This is a genomic window from Pontibacter amylolyticus, from assembly GCF_014638845.1.
Taxonomy (GTDB): Bacteria; Bacteroidota; Bacteroidia; order Cytophagales; family Hymenobacteraceae; genus Pontibacter; species Pontibacter amylolyticus.
In genome coordinates this window covers 1015730-1036525 of the sequence record NZ_BMFP01000001.1, presented here as the reverse complement: position 1 = coordinate 1036525, position 20796 = coordinate 1015730, and the positions used below count along the sequence as shown (strand labels likewise).

Below are 20796 nucleotides of genomic sequence, written 5' to 3'. Positions count from 1 at the left end.
CTTGCGGCTATACCTTGCGGCTATACCTTGCGGCTATACCTTGCGGCTATACCTTGCGGCGTAGTTCTTTAAAGGTATAGGCATACTCGTTCTTCTCATCTTGTTGATGACTTTCTGCACTTACTTCCTGCCACTCCTCTTTCTGCAGATCCGGGAAAAAAGTATCCCCATCAAAGGCATAGTGCACCTCGGTTAGGTATAGTGTGTCTACATAAGGCAAGGCTTGTTTGTAGATTTCAGCGCCGCCGACAATGCTTACCTGCTCGCTGTCCAGCTCTTTGCCTTTCGCAATCGCCTCTTCCACCGAGTTCATCACGATGCATCCTTCCGCCTTGTAATCCTCCTGACGCGTCACGATAATAGTCGTGCGGCCAGGGAGGGGCTTGCCGATGGATTCGAACGTTTTGCGGCCCATGATCATGGGGTGGCCCATAGTCTTTTGCTTGAAATGGCGCAGGTCGGCGGGCAGGTGCCAGATCAACTGGTTATCCTTCCCGATGACGTTGTTCTCGGCTATGGCTACGACGATGGCAATCATATGGTAATGTGCTGATTATTTAATGTGAACATGTGCTATCAGGTATAGCCTTTGGTCAAAGTGGAAAAGCCAACTGGTTTTTTATACTTAGGCTATACCTTATAGCTTATCTTTAGCTATACCTCAAACTTATACCCCCTCAACAAATCCTGCACCGGCATGCGCTTTTTGCCCTCCATCTGGAGGTCTAAGATAGCGAGGGCGCCATCGGCGGTCTGCACATGCAAATAAGTTTTGTTGTCGGTCAGAAGCTGGCCTGGCGCTACGGTATAAGCAGTGTTCTCGAGCACTTCCGTCTTGAAAATCTTAAACGTCTTCCCATCGAAACGGGCCCAGGCGGCCGGGTAGGGGGATAGGCCGCGTATAAAATCTCGTACCTGACGGGCAGGCTGATTCCAGTTGATCTCACACGTCTCTTTGAAAATCTTTGGCGCATGCTTCGTCTCAGCAGTAATTTGCTGCGGCTGAGGTTGCACTTCGCCACGCTCAATGGCCTGTACCGTGCGCACGGCCAACTCAGCGCCTGTGTGCTTCAGCTTTTCGTATAGGCTGCCGAAATCGTCTTCCTCCAGAATCGGCACACGCTCCTGGAAAATCAGGTCGCCGGTGTCGATCTCGTGCTTGAGGAAAAAGGAGGTGACGCCCGTTTCTTTCTCGCCGTTGATGATGGCCCAGTTGATAGGCGCCGCGCCACGGTACTGCGGCAGCAAGGAGCCGTGTATGTTGAAAGAGCCCAGTTCCGGCATGGCCCACACCACTTCAGGCAGCATCCGGAAGGCCACGATAATCTGCAGATTTGCCTGATAACTGCGCAGTTCTTCCAGAAAAGCCTCTGACTTCAGGTTGGTCGGCTGCAGCACCGGTATACCTTGCGACACGGCGTACTCCTTCACTGGCGATTGCTGTATCTTCTGGCCGCGACCCGCCGGTTTGTCAGGTGCCGTCACCACAGCTACCACCTTATAGTGATGTTCAACGAGTGCTTGCAGGGTAGGCACCGCAAAATCAGGTGTACCCATGAATATGATGCGAAGGTCCTGCATGGTGTTACTCAAAATCAGGGTATAGCAGATAGTTTTTGCGGAGCACTTTGTAGTCCGACAAGTTTGGCTCCCAGCTCGCTCTGATCTCCGTTTCGGTTTTGCCGGCAATCACTTGCTTGCGCAGTTCCGAAGTGCCCGCCAGTTTCTCGAAGAAGTTGTTGAAAAACTTCTCCTTGTTAGACGAGTTGTTGTACATCTCCAACAGGTACTTCAAGGTAAACGGCTGTGCGTGCGATACGTCAGTCAGATCCATCCCGTAGCACTTGACACCTTTGTGCGGCGGGTCAGTGGCGCCTGGGGTACTCACGGGTGTAAACGAGTAGTCTTTCTTCTGATAGAAAGGCGAGCCGATCACCTGAAACGGAGTAGGCGTACCGCGACCCACACTCACATTTGTACCTTCAAAGAAACAGATCGACGGGTATAGTGCGATGGATTGGGCATTCGGCAGGTTCGGCGAAGGGCGGACCGGCAGATCGTAGGCCATCGTGTGGTCGTAATTCTCCATCTTGATCACAGTCAGGTCGCAGCTTCTCTCGCCTTCCAGCCATTTCTCGCCGTTGATCATTTCGGCCAGTTCGCCCACCGTGAGGCCGTGCACGATCGGAATCGGGTGCATACCCACGAAAGACTTGTGCTCCATCTCCAGCACCGGACCGTCTACGTAGTGACCGTTCGGGTTGGGGCGGTCCAGTACGAGCATCTTTTTGCCGTTTTCAGCACAGGCTTCCATGGCGTAGTGCATGGTGCTGATGTAGGTATAGAAGCGGGTGCCTACATCCTGGATGTCAAACACGAGTACGTCGAGGTTCTGCATTTGGGCCTTCGAAGGCTTCTTGTTGCTGCCGTAAAGCGAGATGATCGGCAGGCCCGTTTTAGTGTCTTTCGCGTCCTTGATGTGCGCACCCGCGTCGGCCTCGCCACGAAAACCATGCTCAGGCGCAAAGATGGTGGTCACTTCCACGCCGCGGCTGATCAGCGTGTCCACGAGGTGGGTTTTGCCAATCACAGAGGTCTGGTTCACGACCATCCCCACACGCTTGCCTTCGAGAAGCTTCAGGTAACGGTCTAGTTGCTCGGCTCCCAGGGCCAGTGGTTTCTGGGCAGGAGCTTGGGTGGTTTCTTCGGTAGCTGGAGCGTTTTGCTCGGCGGTAGTGGCAGGTGCCTGTTTCGGGGTACAGCTGTTGAAGCTCAGCAACAGGGCGCTGCAAAGTATAGCAAATGGTTGTGTCATCAGTGTTGGTTTTTCAAGGTCGGGTTTGGAGATTCGCTTACAAAAACGAAACTTTAACAGGTTCTAAGTCAAAATTCATACCTATCTTTAAGGCAGTTTAGACGCAAGCGAGTGAACGTATCCAAATTCATATCTGATAAGATTTCCGAAGTACAGGCTGGTTCTTTCACCACGTCTGTGACAAAAATAGCAATTATAAGCATAGCTGCAGGCATTGCCATTATGATTGTGTCGTTTGCGATTCTGGAAGGCTTCCGTGACGAGATCAGGAACAAGATTTTCAGCTTCGGGGCGCACCTGCAAATCAGCAAGTACGACACCAACAATTCCTTCGAAGGCGCTCCCATCAGCACGGCCACAGGCGTAAACAGCACCGAAGAAATTGCGGGTATTCAGCACATTCAGGGCTTCGCCCGCAAAACGGCCATCATCAAAACTGACGATGAGGTGCTGGGCGTGGTGATGAAGGGTGTGGGCGAAGACTATGACCTGAGCGCCATGCAGGCTAACCTGGATGAGGGTGGGGTGGTGACGTTCTCGGATACGGCCTCTTCCAAAGATGTCATGCTGAGTCGTAAAATTGCGAACAAACTCAGGCTAAAGGTAGGAGATGAGGCAATCTTTTACTTCATCCAGAATCCGCCCCGGGCCCGAAAACTGAAGGTGGTGGGTGTGTTTAACACCGGTCTAGAGGAGTTTGACGAAGTGTTTGTGATCGGTGACCTGCAACTGATCCGCGAGCTCAACAACTGGCCCGATACTTTGGTGGGCGGCGTGGAGATTTTGCTCAAGGACTTCAATCAGATAGACCAGGTGGCCGACCAGGTGTTCGACCAGATGCACTATGACCTGCAGCTCGAGAAAATTACTGACCGCCATGCCCAGCTCTTTGACTGGCTGCAGCTGTTGCGCAAGAACGTGATCATTTTCCTGGTGCTGATCATCTTTGTGGCGACTTTCAACATGGTGTCCACGGTGTTCATCATGATCATCGAGCGCATCAGCATGATTGGTGTGCTCAAAGCCATCGGGGCCACCGATGCCCAGATACGGAAGATCTTCTACTTCCGCGGCCTCAGCCTGACGCTCAAAGGCATGCTGTGGGGCAACGTCATCGGCCTGGGTTTCTGCGCCATCCAATACTACTTCCAGGTCATCCCGCTCGACCCCGAAAACTACTACATGGACACCGTGCCCATCAGCTGGAACTTCGGCATCATCATCGCCCTCAACGTTATTACCTTGGTGATGACCATGCTCGCGATACTTATACCCGCCGCCATGGTCGCGCGCATTAAACCAGTTCGGGCGATTAAGTTTGATTAGGGGATAGTAACAGATTAAATGAATAAAACCTGTATTTTCTGCGGTCTAACTCCCGAGAATAAAAACAGAGAGCATGTCCTACCCAAATGGCTGTTAGAATTAACAGGCAATCCAAAAAGAACAGTTAAAATAGGTTTTGATTGGTCTTCTAGAAAGGAGCTTTCCTTTTCCTTTGATTCACTTGTTTTCCCATCATGTAAAAGTTGTAATGATAAATATTCTCTATTAGAGGAAAAGGCAAAAGTAATAGTCATAAAAATCTTGCAATATGATTATCTAGATACTGAAGATATTACCATATTATTAGATTGGTTTGATAAAGTAAGAACTGGATTATGGATTGGTTATCAATATTTAAGTAAAAATGCTTTAGGAGTCGATCCCAAATTTTATATTGACCAACGAATTCGTACAAAGGACCGACTCATTTTAATTAATGACTTTAATAATGAAAATGTGGGGTTGACCCTAATAGGAGTAAACACACCATTTTTTCATTGGTATCCTACATGCTTTGGGTTAATAATTAACAATAAAATATTTACTAATGCATCAACAGATTTTCTAGTATCTCATAATTTAGGGCTTCCATTTCCAAAAATTGGATACGTTTCGAGTGAACATAGAATGACTGAGTTTGAAATGTTAGGAGGTAGGCATAAGTTAAACAAAAGAATATTTAGATTCAATTTTTTACGGCCATATACTATACTCGGGCAAGCAATTGCTACACCAGATTTCATTGATAGTAATAGTAATCATTACTCAAATGAATATGTTCACAATTATTGGCAGAATGGAGAAAAAGGTCTTGGGAAAATTTTTTGTGAAACCAATGGTAACTTAGAATGGCTTGATGAAGATGACGAAGTTCAAGTAGATTTAAGACCGTTCATAAAAGAAGGTAAACTCAGAGTTGATATTCAAACATTAAAATTGCAGAACTTCGTGTTTGACAATTTTAATGTTTCAGGAGAAAGGTTGATTCCTGAGCAACAAGAGAATTACAAGAATTATAGTAAATTATTAAAAGAGTTCAATAGAAAGACCCTAGCGATTTTACATTTACAATAAGTATCATCTCACGCGGCTATAACTTTTTTCAGTCTGTTCTTACTAAAGATAAAAGTGTAATACAAATAAGGTATTTACATAGCTATTTAAAAAACGGCAGCCCATATCTGAGCTGCCGTTTCCATTTTCAAAAGTCTATACCTACAAGCTATATCTGCTAAACCGCCTTCGGGACCTGCCCGCCGGCAGTGCTGCCTACCATTTCTCTGCGCGGCACCGGCATTTGTATACCTTCCTGCTCAAAAGCGGCCTTGGCCTTTTCGTTCAGGTCCCAGGAAAGAGGCCAGAAGTTTTCCTTGTTCGCCCATACCCGCACGCTCAGCGTGAGCGCGTGCTCGGCAAAATCCGTTACGACAATGGCGGGCTCCGGCTCAGGCAGTACGCGCTCATCGGCCTTTATCAGGCCTTGCAGAATCTGGCGCACTTTGCCGATGTCGTTGTTCACCGATACCACAAACTTCAACTCCACACGGCGGGTCTTTTCGATGGTATAGTTCACAACCACGCTATTGGCAAGCGGACCGTTAGGTATAAATATCGTCTTGTTGTCGGGTGTTTTCAGTACGGTGTTGAAGATGTTGATCATGTCGACTGTGCCGCCCTGCCCCTGTGCTTCGATGTAGTCGCCCACGCGGAAGGGCTTGATGGTGAGGATCAGCACGCCGCCTGCGAAGTTGGCAAGGCTGCCCTGCAAGGCCAGACCAATGGCAAGACCCGCCGATCCGAGGATGGCAATGAACGAAGTCATCTCGACGCCCAACTGTGCAATTACCAGAATGATCAGCAACACGCGCATGGCAACGGCCAGCACACTCTTCAGGAACGGGCGCAGCGATACGTCCACGTCCTTTTTCACCATTAAATTATACACCAGGCGGTTGAGCCAGTTGATGACCCAAAGGCCAACTAAAAGCGTGATAACGGCCACCACCAGGCGCATCCCATACACCATTACAAAGTTGGTGATGGTGGCGCTGTAAGCTTCAAAATTAAAAAGGTTAGACATACCGGTCAGGTTTGTGATAAAAGCAAAACTCTGGCACCTGTGCGAGGGTACCAGAGTTCAAATTTGGTCAATTTCTATAGAAAAGGCAAAACTAGGCCAGATGGCGGCAGTTCAGAATCAGGTTCGGATTTGGGCAAAGTGCTTCATACGCAGCTTGTTCTGACAGTCGGGCCACACCCGGATAATCGCCCTGTTTTTCGTCCATGGAGCACATTACCTGAAAGTGCAGGTGGGGCGGCCAGTCGCCGTTCTCGGGGTATGGACCTACCTCGGCAATCTTGTCGCCTTTCCGGAATTCCTTGCCAACAGACAGCCCCTCCAGGCAAGCCACATTCAGGTGGCCATACAAGGTATAGAAGGTCACGCCCTCCAGCTCGTGCTCCAGAATGATGGTAGGGCCGTAGTCGCCGAAGTTGGCGTTATCGGCGAAGCTGTGCACCCGGCCGTCGAGCGGGGCGAACACGGCCGTGCCTGCAGGTAGCCACACGTCTATACCCAGGTGCAGGTCGCGGCTCTCTTCGGCCACGTCGAAGTGCTGGCTGCGGCGGTAGATGAAGCGGTTTTCCAGGTAGCCGCCCACGCCAATGGTGGCGTGCTGTTCCTGCAGCATCCGGTTCACGACTTCGTTAAAGGCCACGGTATTGCGCAGGTCGGTTTGCTGCAGCAGCTGGTTGGCTGCCGTAAAATCAAGACGACACACATGTTCGCCGTTCAGGTCCGCATCGAGTACGGGCCCGAAGGCATCAGTGTGCCGTCTTAGAATGTCGCTAAGTTTCTTTTCGGTATTCAGCATGTAGTGGTAAGGCGGGGAGTGTGCCGCCACGCAAGTATAAGAAGAATTATGCTACTTCTTCCACATACTTGGAGAGTGTCTTCAGGCTTTTGGTCTTGCCAAAAAGCTCTTCGGACTTCTTGCTGTAAGCCTGCGCAGCTTCCTGCAGCGTGTCGAAGGTGCCGAGGTTGATGCGTTGCTTGTTATGGTGAATGATGGCGCGGTACTTTTGTGCTTCTTTGTGCACACCACGTACACCCAGTTTGTTTTCCGTTTTTGCTGTGTTGCGAACAATCTTGCAAAGCGGAGCCCACTCCAGGTTTTCGAGGCGACAGTCGAGCTTGTTTCCATTCTTGAAATGCACGTAAAGCTTGATGTTGCTTTCTGGCTTTTCAATCAGCTGTTCGCCAATCATTTTGTGCAGGTAAATGGTTTCGTTGCGGTACTTGCCGTTTTTCAGCGGCCAGTTCTTCTGGAAGAAGGCGTAACCGTTAGAGTGAATGCGCAGGTGCTTCAAAAAATCAATTTGCTGCAGGTAAGCATTGTTTTGAATATACTCGTAGGTGCGGTCGTCCACCACTACAGTTTTTTCACAGTTTTTGAGAGTTAGTTTGTAGAGCATTGGTGTTTTCAGTAATTGTATGGTAAAGAACGGAATGCGGGGGTTGGTTAGTACCCGACTACAGCACTTGTATGTACTATGTTACAAATGTGCAGTTTTTTTTTCATCCTGCGTTCTTTCTGTTAATGATTTGGTTATAATACGTGATTCAGGAAATCGGTTTTAAAAATTACCTGAAATTTTCACTGAACAGGCCAGATTGTCGTAACTTTCAGTCTGAAACCATGTTTCCCCTTAATAGACTAGTATAAAAACGATATGAGTAGCCCTTATTTCATGCTGAAGGTCGTGGAAATAACCCGCGAAACCTCAGATGCGATTACGATTCACTTAGAACATCCCGATAAAAAACCGATTCCATTCAAGGCAGGTCAGTTCCTGACACTTATCCTTCCGATAGACGGAAAGAAAGTCCGCCGTTCATACTCACTGTGTTGCGCCCCGAACGAGGGCAGTAGACTGTCAGTAACTGTTAAACGTGTAGAAGGCGGCCTGGTTTCCAATTATTTGCTTGATAATCTGCAAGTTGGGCAGGAAATTGAAGTAATGGAGCCGCTCGGCAATTTCAACCTGGTGCCGGAGGCCGACAAGAGCCGTCAGATCATCCTTTTCGGCGCCGGCAGCGGCATTACGCCGCTGATGTCGATGCTCAGAGCAGCCCTGCGCGAGGAGCCCAACACGAAGGTGACGCTGCTGTATGGCAACCGCGACGAAGACTCCGTTATCTTCAAGCAGCAGCTGCAGGAGCTGCAGGATGCCAACCCGGAGCGTCTGCGGGTGGACTACATTTACAGCCAGCCCAAGCAGGCCTGCGACTACCGCGGCCGCATGAACCAAAGCGTGATCCTGAAAATACTGGAGCGTCGGCAGCTGTCCAAAGCAACGGATGCGCTCTACTACATGTGCGGACCTGAGGGGATGATGGAGGAGGTGCGTAAGGCCCTGAATGTGCTGCACGTGCCTGCTGACCGCATTTTCCGGGAGAGCTTTGTGAGCAACAAACTGGTGGAGCAACAGGAGCAGGAGCACCACGGCGACGTGTCTTCTTCGGACGATGACGGCGAGATCACGACCCAGACCGTGACCATCATTTACGAAGGAGCCGAGTACAGCGTGGTGGTAGAGCCTGACCAGACCATACTGGAAGCAGCGCTTGACCAGGACGTGGACCTGCCATACTCCTGCCAGGCAGGCTTGTGCACTGCCTGCCGCGGCAAGTGCCTGAGCGGGAAAGTGCACCTGGACGAACGCGAAGGGCTCTCCGACGCCGAACTCGACGAAGGCTACGTGCTCAACTGCGTGGGGCATCCATTGACCTCTAATGTGGTTATCGAAATAGGATAGAAATACTTGTTGTGACTTCATTTTAGCTGCATTATATTTTACATATATAGTGCAGCTTTTTTTTGCACTTTCAGAAGAAGTGTCTATATTACCTTTTCTTTACGGAACCATCTATGAGTAAAACAGAAGCTATGATACAAGTACCCGAACGAAAGAAGCGGGTTTACCTGTCCGAAGACTTTAAAATAGATAATTGGGAAACCATACAGCCATATTTTGAAGAACTGAAAAGCCGCGCCATCAACTCGGTGGAGGAGCTGGAGAAGTGGATGAAAGACCGCAGCGAGCTTGAGAGCGTGCTCTCCGAAGACCTGGGCTGGCGCTACATCCGCATGACCTGCGACACCCAAGACGAGGATATCACGAAGGCTTTCCAGTATTTCGTGTCAGAGATAGAACCCCAAATAGCCCCCTACGACCACGAGCTCAACCTGAAGCTGATGCACTCACCCTACGTGAATGGGCTCGACCAGGACAAGTACCGCATCTACCTGCGCGGCGTGGGGCGTGCGCTGGAGATCTTCCGCGAGGAGAACATTCCGCTCAATACCGAGATCAGCACCAAGCAACAACAGTACGCCGCCGTAACAGGGGCTATGACCGTGACGCTGGACGGGGAGGAGATGACCCTGCAGCGCGCCGCCGACCGCCTGAAGCGCAACGAGCGCGAAGTGCGTGAAGAAGCATGGCGTGCCATACAGGAGCGCCGCACACAGGACCGCCAGAAACTCGACGACCTGTTCGACGAGCTCCTGAAGCTCCGCACGCAGGTGGCCCAAAATGCCGACTTCGACAACTACCGCGACTACATGTTCGCCGCCATGGGCCGCTTCGACTATACCCCGCAGGATTGCTTTGATTTCCACCAGTCCATTGAGGAAACCATCGTGCCTGTACTGACAGGTATAGACCGCGAGCGCAAACAAAAATTAGGTATAGCCGATCTGCGCCCCTGGGACCTCGACGTGGACCCAAGCGGGAAAGCGCCGCTGGAGCCATTCCACTCCGGTGAAGAACTACTGGAGAAGACCATACAGGTATTCTACAACCTGGACACCTACCTGGGCGACTGCCTGGCCACCATGCGCGAAATGGGTCACCTGGATTTGGAATCCAGAAAAGGGAAAGCCCCGGGCGGGTATAACTATCCGCTGGACGAGATTGGCGTGCCGTTCATTTTCATGAATGCCACTTCCAGCCTGCGCGACGTGATCACGATGCTGCACGAAGGGGGCCACGCGGTGCATTCCTTCCTGACCCGCGACCTGACGCTGAGCGCTTTCAAACATCCACCATCCGAAGTAGCCGAACTGGCTTCTATGTCTATGGAGCTGATTTCGATGGACTACTGGGACACCTTCTTCAGCGACGAAGACGAGTTGCGCCGCGCCAAGCGCACGCACCTGGAGAGCGTGCTCGAGACCTTCCCGTGGGTAGCCACCGTGGACAAGTTTCAGCACTGGCTGTATGAACATCCGGAGCACAAACAAGAGGAACGTCATCAGGAGTGGCTCAATATTTTCGGGCGTTTCAACCACCTGGAGGTAAACTGGAGCGGACTCGAGAAGTATAAGCCCTTCATCTGGCAAAAGCAGCTGCACATCTACGAAGTGCCGTTCTACTATGTGGAGTATGCCATGGCGCAATTAGGTGCCATAGCCGTTTGGAAGAACTACAAGGAGAACCCTTCCGAAGGATTGGCTGCCTACAAGCGCGCCCTCAGCCTGGGTTATACCGTTACCATTGGTGAGGTGTATGAAGCCGCTGGCATCAAGTTCGATTTCAGCACCGAGTACATCAAGAGTCTGGTTGACTTTGTGAAAGGCGAGATGGCCAACATTTAAGGTATAGCTACACTGATCACAAGGCCCCGCCGTTACCCGAGAGGTAGCGGCGGGGCTTTTGTATACATATCCGGTTTCCATCAACGGCCTGGCAGGTATAGCTTCCCGACTGTTTCGATTTTTGGAATTCCTACTGCCTGTATCAGGGACTTTATCGTAGAGATTTCTATACCTGTTCACTAAGAAAAATGGATCCGCTCAATCGCTTGCTTCCCATTGGGATTCTCTTGCTTTGCATCGCTGCAGCCTGTTCTACCGCACCAACTTCCGTTTCGCAGTCGGATGCGCCTATGTCGAATGCCGAGGTAGCGCGGTCAGCCGTGGGTACGTGGGTAGGCACCATCCCCTGCGCCGACTGCCCGGGCATAGGCTATACCCTGGAACTTAACCCGGATAGCACTTACCGCGAGCGTATGGTGTACCAGGGCCGCAGCGCAACCCCCTTCGTGCAGTCGGGCACATGGGGTGTGGGCCATGGCAGGGTGCAGCTGAAGAAACAAGGCACCGGCAATAACCAGTTTGCCCTGGACGGCGAAACGCTTGTGATGCTGGATGGCGACGGAAACCGGATTGAATCTGCTCTTGCCGACGCCTATCGCCTGCGTCGAAAGAGCCCCGATGAACCAGAGGACAATCCCAGCCTGTGGCGCGAGAAATACGAGCGCGGTATCGACTTTGCCGCTGTTGGGAATGAGCCGTTCTGGTCGCTGGAGATTGACCTGGAGAAAATGATTGAGTTCCGGCTGCTGGACGAAGAAGATGGCAGCGTGCTGACGCCTATACCTGTCGCTGAAAAACCTGAGGGAGGGGAGGGAGCGGTCTACAGAGTGCAGACCGTTTCAGGGAATCTGGAAATCCGGCTGATGAAAGAGACCTGCGTCAATACCATGTCTGGCCGTGAATTCCCTTATACCGTGACGGTGCTGAAAGACAGTGCAATATACAAAGGCTGCGGCATTTACCTCCGCGACTCCCGCCTAAACGGCACCTGGAACCTGGTGGAGCTGCAAGGCAAAGCCGTCAGCCCAAAGGATTACGAACGGAACCCTCCGTCTCTGGCGATAGCTTTAGCCGAGGGCAGCGTGTCTGGCAGCGCAGGCTGCAACAAAATTACAGGTACGCTCGAACCAATTGGCGACAGAATAAATTTCGGAGCCATTGCCTCCACAAGAATGGCTTGCCCGAATATGGAAGTAGAGAATCAATTCTTGAAGGTATTGAGTAACGAAGAGTTGCGGTATAGAGTGAATGAAGAAAGGTTAGAGTTGATGTTGGGAGGTAGGGCAGTGGCTATTTTTGAGAGAGGGGAGTAGGTGTAGCTCCGACTGACCACGTGATTATGATTGTTCTTTCTTACCTCAAGCAAAGTGATTCAAAAAAAATGCCTGTTGGAAACAACAGGCATTTTTCAATATCAAGGGACTTCTACAAAGGCTTAAACTGCTCGAACATCTGCCGACAGTCGTTGCAGTAGTGCATCGAGCGGCAGAGGGTTGGGCCGAAGGGCGTACGCATGTCCGTGTTTTCGCTGTCGCAGTAGGGGCACTTTACATGCTCCAGAATGTCGAGGTCCAGGATCAGGTCATACTTTGGCGGCGGGGCTAAGCCAAACTCTTTCAAGTGCTGACGGCCTTTCTCTGAGATCTTGTTGCTGTCCCAGGGCTTGTCGAAAGACATAATGACGGTGTGGTCGGTGATGCCGTGCTTGTCCAGCGTGCGCTCCACATCTTTTTTCATATAATCCATTGCGGGGCAGCCGGCAAAGGTAGGCGTCATGTTCACCGTCACGTGGCCTTCGTCAGAAATCTCCACACCCGTGATCACCCCCAGGTCCACCAGCGACAATACCGGTATCTCGGGGTCTTTCACCTCCTCCAACAGGGTCAATATGTTTTCTTTCGTCAGTTCCATGTTTTCGTTTGTGTATCACGTAGCATGTATCAAGTATCACGAATCCCTACTAAAAGAATGCCCGAAGTAAAAAAGTCGTGCTACGTGATACGTGTGTCGTGCTACGAAAAAACTACCACTCCGCCGTCGGGTCGATCTTGAACACCTCGGCCATCTCGTCCAGAAGCGGTTGCAGGTGCTCGGTGTGCTCGCCGTAGCGACCGCCTAGTTTTGGCTCAATTGAGTTAAGGTCAGGTAGCTTCAGGTCTGTTTTTTCAATAACTGCCTGTATGCGCTTCAGCCATTCGGCTTTCACGGCTTCCTCGCCAGCATATACCCCAGCCTCGATCAGTTCTTGCTCGTACTTAGAAGACTCAAACATTCCCAGTGCGTAAGGTATAGCTTCGTTCAGGGAGGCCTGCAAACGCAGGATCGCTTCTTCAGTCGACGAGCCCAGGTTCTTGATCCAGGTGTTGGCGTGCAGCACGTGGTACTTCACTTCCCCTTTCAGTTTGGTGGCGACTTTGGCAATCGGTTCATAGCTCGACTGGCTCAGCATTTCAAAGCGGATGATCTCGGCGTTGTCGTACAGGAAATGACGGATCAGGCTGAAATCATACTCGCCGTTCGGCAGCTCCACCAGCTGGCTGTTGTGGAACTGGTTGGCGTTGCGGGTGAAGGCAACCGTGTCCGGGTCGGCTTCGCCAAGGTCCTGCAGCAAGGTATAGAAGGCCAGGCTGTGGCCGATCTTGTCCTGCGCCATCGAAGAGAAAGCAATGTCCTCCTCCAGTATCGGTCCGAAGCCCGTCCACTCGGAGTTGCGGTGGCCCAGTATCAGTTGGTCGTCGGCCAGTTTGTATAACAGGTCTTTTATCGCGAGCTCGTTCATGAGGAGGCAGTCGTTTTATGTTCTTCTTTATACTTCGTGATTTTGTCCATCACTTTGTAAGCGATGGCTTCGCGGTACTTTTTATCAGGTATGGTCGTCCACATGTCCTTGTCCTCTTCCGCTGACTGCAGCACATGCTTCGACTTTACTACCCACACGTTCACGATCAGGCCTTTTTCGCCGAACTGCTTGCGTGCTTCCTGCAGCGCCTCCTGGTAAGAAGTCGCCATGACACGGCCGGCATGGGTGTGCGCTTTGCCACGCTTTTTCAGATGGAAAATTTCATAAGCCTCGGCTTCCGCGCTACGCTCGCCTGGTTCTTCCATGCGCAGCATGTCGTACACGTTTTCCTGGTCGCCCACATAAGGCGTTACCTGGATGTGTTCGGTGCGCACAATCCAAAGACCCACACAGGCATAGCGGCGGCTGTACTGCTCTTTGGCAAACAGGAAAGCTACGTCCTCGTTGGGCGCATGAACAGGGCCGACATAGGTATAGGCAGCACTTTCTTTTTTCTGATGAAAGGCCTCGTATGTTTCGAACTGATCCAGCTCCGGTTTTGGCTCAATGGCAGGTGCTTCGCCCTCCGGCAGGTTCAGTCGGGTTACTCTCGGGTCAAGTGACTTTAACATGGTTATGTTAGTTAAGAGTTATGAGTTAAGAGTTATGAGTTGAAGGGAAAACCACTTTTAACTCTTAACTCTCAACTTTTAACTGAAACCGTTTCGCCTTTAGGCTAACGGTTTCACGTATTTTGCTTTCGGGTTGAGAAGGGCTCTGCGGACCCAGGCGCCGCGCTCTTCGGCGGTGCGGCGCACGGCCAGGCGCTCGGCATTGCAAGGGCCATCGCCGTTGATCACGCGCTTGAACTCATCCCAGTCCGGCTCGGTGTATTCCCACTGGCCCGTTTCCATGTTCTTCTTCAGGTTCGGATCCGGCACGGTCAGGCCTAGTTCCCAGATCTTCGGCACGTACATGTCGAGGAACTGCTGACGGCACTCGTCGTTGGAGGCCATCTTCACTTTCCAGCGCATGAGCGTTTCGGTGTGCGTGCTCATTTTGTCGGACGGTCCGAAGAACGTCATGATCGGAGGCCACCAGCGGTTCAGGGCAGCCTGAATCATTTCACGCTGCTTCGGGGAACCGGTCGCCATGTGCACCACGGCGTCGTGGCCATACTTCAGGTGGAAAGCCTCTTCGGCACAGATACGCTCCAAAGCACGGGAGTAAGGACCGTACGAACCTTTGGCGTTGGCCATCTGGTTCACGATCGCGCCCGCGTCAATCAGCCAGGAAATGATGTTGGAGTCTGCCCAGGTATAGGCCGGGTAGTTGAACACGTTCGAGTACTTGCTCTTGCCATTGATCAGGTCGGTCAGCATTTGCTCGCGTGTCTTGCCCAGCGTCTCGGCAGCGCTGTATAATAATTGAGCGTGTCCTACTTCGTCCTGCACCTTGGCCATTTGGGCCATTTTGCGGCGGAAGCCCGGCGCACGCGTAATCCAGGTGCCTTCCGGCAGCGCCCCGATGATCTCCGAGTGCGCGTGCTGCTCGATCATGCGAATGAGCTGCTTGCGGTAGAGCTCCGGCATCCAGTCGTTTGGCTCGATCTTCTCGCCACGGGCGATGCGCGCTTCAAATTCGGCCAGCTTTGCAGGGTCTTCGGTCTGCAGGTCGTCGAATTTGGTAGCTTCAAAAACGTTTCCTCCTCCGTACATAATATTTTCAGTTTTAAGGTTCAGTAAAAGGTGCCGGACTGTTAAGGTGGGCAGCCCGGCAAAGGTTAGGTATAGGTCAGTTTAATTAAGGTTAGTCTTTAGTCCGTTCAACAGCATAGCCGACAGGTTCTCTGCAATCTCTGCTGGCTTCATCTTTCCGTCCGGCTTGTACCAGGTATGGATCCAATTCAGGCCGGAAAGTATCGTCAGCACGGCAAACTTCTCGTCCGGCACTTGAAACTCGCCCTTGGCAATACCCTGGCGGATGATCTCGCGGAAGTAACTTTCATAGCGGTCACGCAGGGCCAGAAACTCGGTGTGAAAAGGCTCACTCAGGTGGCGCCACTCCTGCAGGAAAACCGCCGAAGCCTCTGTGTTTCGGGTGAGCACCTGCACGTGGGCCGAAATGGCGCGTTTCAGTTGCTCCGTAGCACTGGCGTTCTCGTCTTTCACAGCTTCAATCGCACCGAAAAACTCCTCGGCCATCCGGAAGCATACCCGCTGCAGAATCTCCTCTTTGGAACGGATATGGGAGTAAATGCTGGCCGCCTCAATACCCAGGGCATTGGCCAGGTCGCGCATGGACGTAGCCGAAAATCCTCGGGTCTTGAATAGGGCCGTAGCCGTTTGCTCTATCTGTTCTTTCCTGCTCACTGTATACTCCTTATATAGCTAACAACAAATGTAAACAACCTAACGTTCGTTAGCAAGTTATTTTTTACGTGTACATTTACTTTGAAGTTGCTGGTGAACTGCATGCTGAAGTGGAATAGATGAGCTTGTGCCGCTGACCGTACATGCTTTGCTGTAGTGGATTTAATTCGGAAACAGGCAGCCTTTGCAACCCTGGATCATTTTTTGTGATCTGATTAGTAGAAGAAATTGCTTTAAAAGCTATAAAATAGCGGACCTTTCCCTATATTAATGGAGCATTACCGATTTGCTCGCGTATACCTGAAACCGGCTTGCCGGTAAGTGAAACCAAAATCTAGAAGACACACTACCATGACTGATACAACACAAACCTCTCTCACGCAAACCATGGATTTCGTGCATTACGAAGTAAAGGAGCGTGTTGGGTACATCACCCTGGCCAGATCCGAAAAGCGCAATGCCCTGAACGCCGAGATGGTAACCGAACTGAAACGCGCTTTTGCCGCTGCAGAAGACGACGAAGCCTGCAAAGTGATTGTGCTGCGCGCCGAAGGCAAGGTGTTCTGCGCCGGCGCCGACCTCGAGTATCTGCAGCGCCTGCAGCAATACGACTACCACGACAACCTCGCCGACTCCACTCACCTGATGGAGCTTTTCCGCCAGATCTATACCTTAAAGAAAGTGGTGATCGCCCAGGTGCACGGCCACGCCATTGCGGGCGGCTGCGGACTGGCCACGATCTGTGATTTTACCTTCACGGTGCCGGAGGCTAAGTTTGGCTATACTGAAGTGAAGATCGGTTTTATACCTGCTATCGTTAAAGTGTTCCTGCTGCGCAAAATAGGAGAGGCCCGCGCCAAGCAATTGCTGCTCACCGGCGACCTGATCTCGTCAGAAGAAGCCCAGACGTACGGTTTGGTAAATTATGTGGTGCCAGCCGAAGAACTGGAAGGCAAGGTATTCGACTTCGCGCAAAAGCTCTGCAAAGAGAACTCTCGCCAGAGCATGGAGGTCACCAAAGAGATGATTGCCCGTGTGCAGGAGATGTCGCTGGAAGATGGACTGCAGTATGCGGCCGAGATGAACGCCGTAGCCCGTGGCAGCGAAGATTGCCAGCGCGGAATTGATGCTTTCCTAAACAAACAAGCACTGACCTGGTAGATTTCTGTTAAACTTTCAAAACCATTTGTTAAACTTGTTGTTTGATGAGTATGCTGATGGGTCTTGGAATCATGCTGATAACGTTTGTAGCCATGGAGGGTGTGGCCTGGGCCATGCACAAGTACGTGCTGCACGGTTTTCTGTGGTTCCTGCACAAGTCCCATCACACGCATCACAAGCACGCCTTTGAGTGGAATGACCTGTTTTTTGCCTATTATGGAACGCTCGCTATGCTGTTCTTTGTCTTCGGTAGCGAGCCCATAGACTATAGGTTCTGGATCGGCGCAGGCATTACGCTGTATGGTGTGGCTTATTTCCTGATTCACGATGTTTTCATCCACAGGCGCATCAGGCTTTTTGGTAATACGTCTAATGTTTACCTCAAAGCCTTAAACATGGCGCACAAGGTGCATCATAAGCACACGGGCCGCGACGGCTCCGAATCTTATGGCATGCTGTGGGTGGCACCAAAGTACTTCAGGTCCGCATACTCAATTTTACAGAAACGACAACAAGGGGAACAGACGTGGCGCAGTACACCATCAAAGAGCTAGAACACCTGTCAGGTATCAAGGCTCACACGATCCGCATCTGGGAACAGCGCTACAATGTGCTTTGTCCCCAGCGCACCGACACCAACATCCGCTACTACAGCGATGCCGACCTAAAGACACTGCTTAACATATCGCTCCTCAACGAGCAGGGGTACAAGATTTCTAAGATCGCCAAGATGACGCCCGAGCAGCTGAAGCTGACGGTGCAACAATTGGCCGAACAGGAAACCACCACCCTCTCGCACCACATCAACAGCATGGTCACGGCCATGATCGATATGGACGAGGAGCGGTTCGACAAGTCTTTCTCCACCGTAACCCTGCAACTGGGCTTTCAGGATGCCATGCTGCAGGTGCTGTACCCTTTCCTGCACAAGATCGGCATTCTGTGGCAGACCAATAACATCAGTCCGGCCCACGAGCACTTTGTGAGCAACCTGGTACGGCAGAAGCTGATCGTGGCGATTGACGGGCAGGTGGTGAAGCGCACAGATGACACGCCTACTTACCTGCTATACCTGCCGGAGGGTGAACTGCACGAAATTGCCTTGCTTTTTATGAATTACCTGATTCGGGCGCGCCATTATCAGGTGATTTACCTGGGTCAGAACCTGCCTTTCGAGGACCTGAAGCGCACGTACGAGCAACTGAAGCCCGACGTTATCTGCACGGTGTTGACGATCGTGCCGGAGCGGGAGTTTGTGCAGGAGTATATCGAGCGGGTGGCATCTTCATTCCCGGAGGCACAGATTTATTTCTATGGCTACCAGGCGCAGCATAGTTTCCTCAACTTCCCCAAAAACACACAGCGCCTCAGTTGCATTGCCGATTTTGAGGCCGTGTTGAAAAAGAATGCATAAAAGTTAAACTGGCCCCGAGACAGGGATAGTTCAACAAAGAAGGTCAAATCCAATTGGGTTTGGCCTTTTTTGTTGCCTAAAGTTCTAAAATGAAGTTTTATATATAGGCTATTTTGTTTAATGGATATAAAAAAACATTAGACAAAATTTGACTTAAATTTTAATACGCCGTATAATTGTTTAGTTATTGACTATAAAAGTTAAACAGTATGACGGCAATAGAATTTTCCAATCACATTCAGATGGCAGCTGGTTCGTTGAAGCCGGTAGCCATGAACCTTACCCGCAATGCGGACGACGCCAAAGACCTGGTGCAGGAAACTTTGCTCAAGGCGCTGGCTAACCGCGAAAAGTTTAATGCCGGCACTAATCTGAAGGCGTGGCTTTATACCATCATGCGGAACACGTTTATCAACAACTATAACAAGATAACCAAGCGCAGCAGCAACATCGACAGCACGGAGTACTTGCAGTACCTAAACACCGACGACAGCTTCGTGACGGTCAATAAAGGAACGGCTGCTTTTGTGATGAGTGATATCAAGGCGGCAATCGCGAAATTAAATGAAGAGCATCGCCGGCCTTTTATGATGTATTACATCGGGTATAAGTACCTGGAAATCGCTGAAAAACTGAATATTCCGATCGGGACGGTGAAAAACCGCATCCACATTGCCCGCAAGGAACTGAAGAAGATGCTGCAGGTTTATGGTGACTAGCTACAACTTAAACCAGATTTTTTAGTAAATTTCTAGATGATGTCAAAAAAAGTAATCGTGATCGGTGCCGGTTTCTCGGGTCTTTCGGCTGCCACCAGCCTGGCTGATCAGGGGTATGAAGTGACGGTGCTCGAGAAGAATGCCACGCCCGGCGGCCGCGCCCGCAGCTTCGAGGCCGAAGGCTATACCTTCGACATGGGCCCGAGCTGGTACTGGATGCCCGACGTGTTTGAGTCGTACTTTAACAAGTTCAACAAAAGCGTCTCCGATTACTATGACCTGGTGCGCCTTGACCCTTCCTATACCGTGGTGTTCGGCGAAGACGACTTCGTGGATTTGCCTGCGTCTTTAGATGAACTGAAGGCCCTGTTCGAGAAATGGGAGCCGGGAAGTGCCGCCCGTCTCGACAAGTTTCTGGAACAGGCTGCTTATAAATACGAGGTAGGTATAAACCAGCTGGTCTATAAGCCCGGCCGTTCGGTGACAGAATTCATGAGCTTGCGTCTGTTGCTGGATGTGCTCCGTATGGATGTGTTTCAGTCCATCCATACGCACATCCGCCGCTTCTTTTCGCACGAGAAAATCATCAAGCTGATGGAGTTCCCGGTGCTGTTCCTCGGAGCGTTGCCGCAAAATACGCCCGCCCTTTATAGTTTGATGAACTATGCCGATATCAGTCTCGGGACCTGGTACCCGATGGGCGGCATGTATAAGATCATTGAAGGGATGGTGCAGTTGGCCGAGGAGAAGGGCGTCTCTTTCCTTTACAACCAGGATGTGCAGGCAATAGAGGTGGAGCAAGGTATAGCCCGCCGCGTACGCACTGCTACCGGTACTTTTAAAGCGGATGTGGTGGTGGCCAGTGCTGATTACCATCATGTGGAGAAGAACCTGTTGGCTCCGGCTTATCAAAACTATACGGACAGCTATTGGGAAAATCGTGTGATGGCGCCTTCCTGCCTGATCTTTTACCTGGGTATAGGCAAGAAACTGGACAACCTGCGCCATCATAACCTGTTCTTTGACGAGGACTTCGGGCCGCATGCGCACGAGATCTATACCGATCCCCAATGGCCTGCCAAACCCCTGTTCTATGTGTCGGCCCCGTCGGTGACGGATGCCAGCGTGGCGCCGGAAGGCTGTGAAAACCTGTTCGTCCTGATGCCGGTGGCGCCGGGGCTGGAAGATACGGAGGAACTGCGGGAACGCTATTACGACCTGATCATGGACCGTCTGGAGCACCTGACCAAACAGGAGGTACGTAGTGCCGTGGTGTTCAAGCGCAGTTACGCCCACCGCGATTTCATATCCGATTACAACGCTTTTAAAGGCAATGCCTATGGCCTGGCCAACACCCTCTTGCAAACCGCTATGCTCAAGCCGAGCCTCAAAAGCAAGAAAGTGAAGAACCTGTATTATGCCGGTCAGCTGACGGTGCCTGGTCCGGGCGTACCGCCCTCCCTGATTTCGGGTCAGGTGGTGGCGAAGGAAGTAGCGAAAGATTATGCGTTGGCGCCGGGTCAGCGATTACCAGTGAGCAATTAACGC

Annotated in this window: 21 protein-coding genes; 10 read left to right on the top strand and 11 right to left on the bottom strand. The window is 51.3% G+C overall.

The window, feature by feature from the left end; all coding sequences use genetic code 11:
• Positions 1-46 precede the first annotated feature (46 nt).
• The 3 genes from IEV97_RS04565 to IEV97_RS04555 all read right to left on the bottom strand — a co-directional run bounded on the left by IEV97_RS04565 (position 47) and on the right by IEV97_RS04555 (position 2815).
• On the bottom strand, positions 47-538 hold the full coding sequence (locus IEV97_RS04565; RefSeq protein WP_188500292.1) for a dihydrofolate reductase: 492 nt from the start codon (positions 536-538) through the stop codon (positions 47-49).
• A 116-nt stretch (positions 539-654) separates the two neighbouring features.
• Positions 655-1581, bottom strand: coding sequence for a methionyl-tRNA formyltransferase (gene fmt, locus IEV97_RS04560; protein ID WP_188500291.1), 927 nt, complete (start codon positions 1579-1581; stop codon positions 655-657).
• 4 nt (positions 1582-1585) lie between these two features.
• Complete coding sequence (locus IEV97_RS04555; protein ID WP_188500290.1) at positions 1586-2815, bottom strand: exo-beta-N-acetylmuramidase NamZ family protein; 1230 nt, start codon at positions 2813-2815, stop codon at positions 1586-1588.
• 111 nt (positions 2816-2926) lie between these two features.
• On the opposite strand from IEV97_RS04555, the gene IEV97_RS04550 reads away from it, so the two are divergent.
• Both IEV97_RS04550 and IEV97_RS04545 read left to right on the top strand, forming a co-directional pair.
• Entirely contained in the window at positions 2927-4141 is a 1215-nt protein-coding gene (locus IEV97_RS04550) for an ABC transporter permease (protein ID WP_188500289.1), read from the top strand.
• Between the two features lie 18 nt (positions 4142-4159).
• The gene (locus IEV97_RS04545) at positions 4160-5215 is read left to right on the top strand and encodes a hypothetical protein (protein WP_188500288.1); all 1056 of its coding nucleotides are present in this window, start codon (positions 4160-4162) and stop codon (positions 5213-5215) included.
• A gap of 157 nt (positions 5216-5372) precedes the next feature.
• Here IEV97_RS04545 and IEV97_RS04540 read toward each other — a convergent pair whose 3' ends face one another.
• The 3 genes from IEV97_RS04540 to IEV97_RS04530 form a co-directional block, all read right to left on the bottom strand.
• Positions 5373-6221: a mechanosensitive ion channel family protein gene (locus IEV97_RS04540; RefSeq protein WP_188500287.1), complete on the bottom strand. Its 849-nt coding sequence runs from the start codon at positions 6219-6221 to the stop codon at positions 5373-5375.
• Between the two features lie 91 nt (positions 6222-6312).
• Entirely contained in the window at positions 6313-7014 is a 702-nt protein-coding gene (locus IEV97_RS04535; RefSeq protein ID WP_188500286.1) for a peptidoglycan DD-metalloendopeptidase family protein, read from the bottom strand.
• 46 nt (positions 7015-7060) lie between these two features.
• Complete coding sequence (locus IEV97_RS04530; RefSeq protein WP_116543081.1) at positions 7061-7615, bottom strand: HNH endonuclease; 555 nt, start codon at positions 7613-7615, stop codon at positions 7061-7063.
• Between the two features lie 258 nt (positions 7616-7873).
• Between IEV97_RS04530 and IEV97_RS04525 the strand changes: the two genes are divergently transcribed.
• The 3 genes from IEV97_RS04525 to IEV97_RS04515 all read left to right on the top strand — a co-directional run bounded on the left by IEV97_RS04525 (position 7874) and on the right by IEV97_RS04515 (position 12116).
• Positions 7874-8959 (top strand): ferredoxin--NADP reductase, encoded by a 1086-nt coding sequence (locus tag IEV97_RS04525; RefSeq protein ID WP_188500285.1) that lies wholly within the window; start codon positions 7874-7876, stop codon positions 8957-8959.
• A 131-nt stretch (positions 8960-9090) separates the two neighbouring features.
• Entirely contained in the window at positions 9091-10803 is a 1713-nt protein-coding gene (locus tag IEV97_RS04520; RefSeq protein WP_229733791.1) for a M3 family oligoendopeptidase, read from the top strand.
• 188 nt (positions 10804-10991) lie between these two features.
• Positions 10992-12116 carry an META domain-containing protein gene (locus tag IEV97_RS04515; RefSeq protein WP_188500283.1) on the top strand — a complete coding sequence of 375 codons (1125 nt, stop codon included), beginning with the start codon at positions 10992-10994 and terminating at the stop codon, positions 12114-12116.
• A 112-nt stretch (positions 12117-12228) separates the two neighbouring features.
• On the opposite strand, the gene paaD is transcribed toward IEV97_RS04515, so the two are convergent.
• From paaD to IEV97_RS04490, 5 genes are all read right to left on the bottom strand, one after another.
• On the bottom strand, positions 12229-12714 hold the full coding sequence (paaD, locus tag IEV97_RS04510; protein WP_188500282.1) for a 1,2-phenylacetyl-CoA epoxidase subunit PaaD: 486 nt from the start codon (positions 12712-12714) through the stop codon (positions 12229-12231).
• A 112-nt stretch (positions 12715-12826) separates the two neighbouring features.
• Complete coding sequence (paaC, locus tag IEV97_RS04505; protein ID WP_188500281.1) at positions 12827-13582, bottom strand: 1,2-phenylacetyl-CoA epoxidase subunit PaaC; 756 nt, start codon at positions 13580-13582, stop codon at positions 12827-12829.
• Complete coding sequence (locus tag IEV97_RS04500; protein WP_188500280.1) at positions 13579-14214, bottom strand: phenylacetic acid degradation b; 636 nt, start codon at positions 14212-14214, stop codon at positions 13579-13581. Before IEV97_RS04500 ends, paaC begins: the two co-directional genes overlap by 4 nt.
• A gap of 99 nt (positions 14215-14313) precedes the next feature.
• Positions 14314-15300 (bottom strand): 1,2-phenylacetyl-CoA epoxidase subunit PaaA, encoded by a 987-nt coding sequence (gene paaA / locus IEV97_RS04495; protein WP_188500279.1) that lies wholly within the window; start codon positions 15298-15300, stop codon positions 14314-14316.
• Between the two features lie 81 nt (positions 15301-15381).
• Positions 15382-15954, bottom strand: coding sequence for a TetR/AcrR family transcriptional regulator (locus IEV97_RS04490; RefSeq protein ID WP_188500278.1), 573 nt, complete (start codon positions 15952-15954; stop codon positions 15382-15384).
• A gap of 387 nt (positions 15955-16341) precedes the next feature.
• Between IEV97_RS04490 and IEV97_RS04485 the strand changes: the two genes are divergently transcribed.
• The 5 genes from IEV97_RS04485 (at position 16342) to crtID (ending at position 20793) form a co-directional block, all read left to right on the top strand.
• On the top strand, positions 16342-17115 hold the full coding sequence (locus tag IEV97_RS04485) for an enoyl-CoA hydratase/isomerase family protein (protein ID WP_188500406.1): 774 nt from the start codon (positions 16342-16344) through the stop codon (positions 17113-17115).
• Positions 17116-17159: 44 nt separating this feature from the next.
• Positions 17160-17669 (top strand): sterol desaturase family protein, encoded by a 510-nt coding sequence (locus IEV97_RS04480; protein WP_188500277.1) that lies wholly within the window; start codon positions 17160-17162, stop codon positions 17667-17669.
• Positions 17642-18529, top strand: coding sequence for a MerR family transcriptional regulator (locus tag IEV97_RS04475; protein ID WP_188500276.1), 888 nt, complete (start codon positions 17642-17644; stop codon positions 18527-18529). The genes IEV97_RS04480 and IEV97_RS04475 overlap by 28 nt, the downstream gene beginning before the upstream one ends.
• Positions 18530-18738: 209 nt before the next feature.
• Positions 18739-19248, top strand: a complete 510-nt coding sequence (locus tag IEV97_RS04470; protein ID WP_188500275.1) for an RNA polymerase sigma factor — start codon at positions 18739-18741, stop codon at positions 19246-19248.
• A gap of 36 nt (positions 19249-19284) precedes the next feature.
• Positions 19285-20793 carry a bifunctional phytoene desaturase/3,4-desaturase gene (crtID, locus tag IEV97_RS04465; RefSeq protein ID WP_188500274.1) on the top strand — a complete coding sequence of 503 codons (1509 nt, stop codon included), beginning with the start codon at positions 19285-19287 and terminating at the stop codon, positions 20791-20793.
• Positions 20794-20796: the final 3 nt, after the last annotated feature.

Coding starts and splice junctions, on each gene's coding strand:
- IEV97_RS04565 (WP_188500292.1), bottom strand. CDS start 538: ATGATTGCCATCGTCGTAGCCATAGCCGAGAACAACGTCATCGGGAAG.
- fmt (WP_188500291.1), bottom strand. CDS start 1,581: ATGCAGGACCTTCGCATCATATTCATGGGTACACCTGATTTTGCGGTG.
- IEV97_RS04555 (WP_188500290.1), bottom strand. CDS start 2,815: ATGACACAACCATTTGCTATACTTTGCAGCGCCCTGTTGCTGAGCTTC.
- IEV97_RS04545 (WP_188500288.1), top strand. CDS start 4,160: ATGAATAAAACCTGTATTTTCTGCGGTCTAACTCCCGAGAATAAAAAC.
- IEV97_RS04540 (WP_188500287.1), bottom strand. CDS start 6,221: ATGTCTAACCTTTTTAATTTTGAAGCTTACAGCGCCACCATCACCAAC.
- IEV97_RS04535 (WP_188500286.1), bottom strand. CDS start 7,014: ATGCTGAATACCGAAAAGAAACTTAGCGACATTCTAAGACGGCACACT.
- IEV97_RS04530 (WP_116543081.1), bottom strand. CDS start 7,615: ATGCTCTACAAACTAACTCTCAAAAACTGTGAAAAAACTGTAGTGGTG.
- IEV97_RS04525 (WP_188500285.1), top strand. CDS start 7,874: ATGAGTAGCCCTTATTTCATGCTGAAGGTCGTGGAAATAACCCGCGAA.
- IEV97_RS04520 (WP_229733791.1), top strand. CDS start 9,091: ATGATACAAGTACCCGAACGAAAGAAGCGGGTTTACCTGTCCGAAGAC.
- IEV97_RS04515 (WP_188500283.1), top strand. CDS start 10,992: ATGGATCCGCTCAATCGCTTGCTTCCCATTGGGATTCTCTTGCTTTGC.
- paaD (WP_188500282.1), bottom strand. CDS start 12,714: ATGGAACTGACGAAAGAAAACATATTGACCCTGTTGGAGGAGGTGAAA.
- paaC (WP_188500281.1), bottom strand. CDS start 13,582: ATGAACGAGCTCGCGATAAAAGACCTGTTATACAAACTGGCCGACGAC.
- IEV97_RS04500 (WP_188500280.1), bottom strand. CDS start 14,214: ATGTTAAAGTCACTTGACCCGAGAGTAACCCGACTGAACCTGCCGGAG.
- paaA (WP_188500279.1), bottom strand. CDS start 15,300: ATGTACGGAGGAGGAAACGTTTTTGAAGCTACCAAATTCGACGACCTG.
- IEV97_RS04485 (WP_188500406.1), top strand. CDS start 16,342: ATGGATTTCGTGCATTACGAAGTAAAGGAGCGTGTTGGGTACATCACC.
- IEV97_RS04480 (WP_188500277.1), top strand. CDS start 17,160: ATGAGTATGCTGATGGGTCTTGGAATCATGCTGATAACGTTTGTAGCC.
- IEV97_RS04470 (WP_188500275.1), top strand. CDS start 18,739: ATGACGGCAATAGAATTTTCCAATCACATTCAGATGGCAGCTGGTTCG.
- crtID (WP_188500274.1), top strand. CDS start 19,285: ATGATGTCAAAAAAAGTAATCGTGATCGGTGCCGGTTTCTCGGGTCTT.